Source organism: Leptolyngbya sp. FACHB-36 (genome assembly GCF_014695955.1).
Taxonomy (GTDB): Bacteria; Cyanobacteriota; Cyanobacteriia; order Leptolyngbyales; family Leptolyngbyaceae; genus FACHB-36.
This window is the reverse complement of sequence record NZ_JACJPG010000095.1, coordinates 1-2,549: the sequence shown is the minus strand read 5'-3', so window position 1 is coordinate 2,549 and position 2,549 is coordinate 1. Positions and strand designations below refer to the sequence as shown.

General features: G+C 57.6%; 1 protein-coding gene. It reads left to right on the top strand.

From position 1 onward, the window contains the following. The first annotated feature begins 55 nt into the window (after nucleotides 1-55). Nucleotides 56-2,407 carry an AMIN domain-containing protein gene (locus H6F43_RS01310; RefSeq protein WP_347272359.1) on the top strand — a complete coding sequence of 784 codons (2,352 nt, stop codon included), beginning with the start codon at nucleotides 56-58 and terminating at the stop codon, nucleotides 2,405-2,407. Nucleotides 2,408-2,549 lie beyond the last annotated feature (142 nt).

Sequence of the window (2,549 nt, the reverse complement as noted above, 5' to 3'; positions counted from 1 at the left end):
TAACCGTCTTGCGGCTCTATATTCAACCGTGTTTTGTTTGAGTGAGGAATGAATTGTGAAACAGTTTCAAGGATTCAACAGAATCATGTTGGGTGGAGCCGCTGTGCTAATAGCCGTCCAACCTGCAGTGGCAGCACCCGTACAGGTGACCGCCGTGCGCGTCAATCCTACCGCGAACGGGGTGGATGTGGTGCTGCAAACGCGAAACGGCGATCGTCCCCAGGTCTTCGCGGTCAACCGAGGCAATAGCTGGACAGCAGATGTCACCAACTCGCAGTTAAAGCTTCCGGGCGGTAGCAGCTTCCGACAAGCAAACCCCACTGGGGGAATCTCGTTGGTTACTGTGGCTCCGCTGGACTCTAGCAGTATTCGCATTACCGTCACTGGACAGGCAACTGCTCCAGTTGGTCAGGTGGTGCGTCCAGCTCAAGGTGGACTGATTTTAAGCCTCAGTCGAGCGGGTTCTGCCCAAGCGCTTGCGCCCGCACCCGCTGTCCCAGCTTCGCTTCCAGGATCGCCGCGATCGGTTTCGGTACCTGCGCCGCAGGCCGCTACCCCACCACGATCGGTAGCAGTACCACCACCACAGGCTGCGGCAGCACCACGATCGGTGCTGGCAACGCCGCCGCAGGCGACTCCAGCTCCGTCGAGATCGGTAGCAGTACCGCCAATTGCGCAAGCGCCTGCACCGCAGACGCCGTCAAGCCCTGCTCCATCGCCTGCCTCACCCAATGCACCACTGGTGCCCAATCCTGAAATTACGATTCAGGGACCTGCGCCTGCTCCAGTTGGACCGACTCGTCCACGAGCGATCGCCCCACCCGTTGGCGACATCTCTGCCGCACAGACGGACGCCTCCGCTGGCTCGATTAATTTAGGCACGGGCGAACGCATTCCTCGCTTGGTTCTGCGCGATGCTCCAGCACGCGAAGTGCTGTCACTGCTGGCACGGGCAGCGGGTTTGAATATTGCCTACGTAGATCCACCCACAACCGGACAGCAGCAACAGCAGCAGCAACAGGGTGCTGCCGAAGGTCCAAAAGTGACGCTGGACATCGAGAATGAGTCGGTGCAGGATGTGTTCAACTATGTGATTCGGTTGGCAAACCTGGAAGCCAATCGCGTCGGACGCACCATTTTCGTTGGACCGCGACTGCCCAACGCTGCCCGCAACTTTGTCGTACGAAGCGTTCGGCTGAATCAGGTTCCAATTACCAATGCGCTGAATTTTCTCGTATCGCTTGGTGCAGAAAGTGCCGTTAGCCGCGAGCGACAAGTGGTTCAACTAACGGCAATTCCTGTGGGACAGCTTGCGGGTGGTGCCCAGAATTCCGTGACGCAGTCCCAAACCACAACAGAATCGCGGGTAGAAACTCAGCGGGTGGATTACCGCGACTCAACCCCACTGCTGCGCGGTCTGCAAGTATCAGGCGATGAACGAACCAATCAGATTACGCTGGTGGGCAATCCCCGACTGGTGGAAGTGGCAACTGCCCAACTCACCCAGTTGGATGTCCGACGCCGTCAAGTGACGGTCAACGTACGGGTGGTTGATGTCAACCTAGCAGCGGCTGAGCGCTTTGGCACCAGCTTCTCGTTCGGAGTTGACTCCAATCAGTTTCTAAGTGAGGGCGGCGTTGCGGTGCTCAATTTCGGGCGACGTTCTCCCGCCTCAGCAGGTCTAGCACCTGAAAACGTGCCGCTCTTTCCCGCAGCCATCACTTCTTTTGGTGCAACAAACTTTGTCCGAAGTTTTCTTGCCCAGCTACAGGCCTCTGTGACCAATGGCAACGCCAAAATTCTCACCGATCCGACGCTGCTAGTGCAGGAAGGCCAAACCGCAACGGTTAACCTGACGCAAGAGGTCGTGACGAACCTGCGGCAGCAAGTTACCGCTACGGAAAACTCGACGCAGATTACCGTTGAGGTTGAAAAAGGACGGGCGGGGCTAATTCTGCCGATTCGGGTTGATCGCATCGACGACAACGGCTTCGTCAGTCTGTCGATTGCTCCGTCAATTACTCGCCCGGACAATGCTGTTTCGGTGCAATTTCCAGGGACTGGTGGCGGCGGACCCACGAGCAACGTTGTAACGCTGCTGTCGGAACGTCGGCTAGAGTCAGGACAGGTGCGCCTGCGCGATGGTCAAACGCTGCTGCTCTCTGGCATTATTGAGGACCAAGATCGCGTCACTGTATCCAAAGTGCCGATTTTAGGCGATATACCGCTTCTGGGTGCCCTGTTCCGCCGCACGGTGAAAGAACAGGGTCGGCGGGAAGTGATTGTGCTAGTGACGCCGCGGGTGCTGGACGATTCCGATGCCAGCACGTTTGGCTACTCACCTAGCCCAGCGGTGCAGCAAGTTCTGGATCGTGCCAATCCACCCGCTCAGGCTCCTAATCCGTAGAAACTGAGCCGCCTGACTGGAGATTCGCTACTGTGGTAGGGAGCCGTTGCCCTACCACTTATCATGAACCGGTTGCTGACGTTTCTACTGCTTAGCCTGACGCTGATAGCGTGTCGATCGCAGGACGTGTCTCAAACAGAGC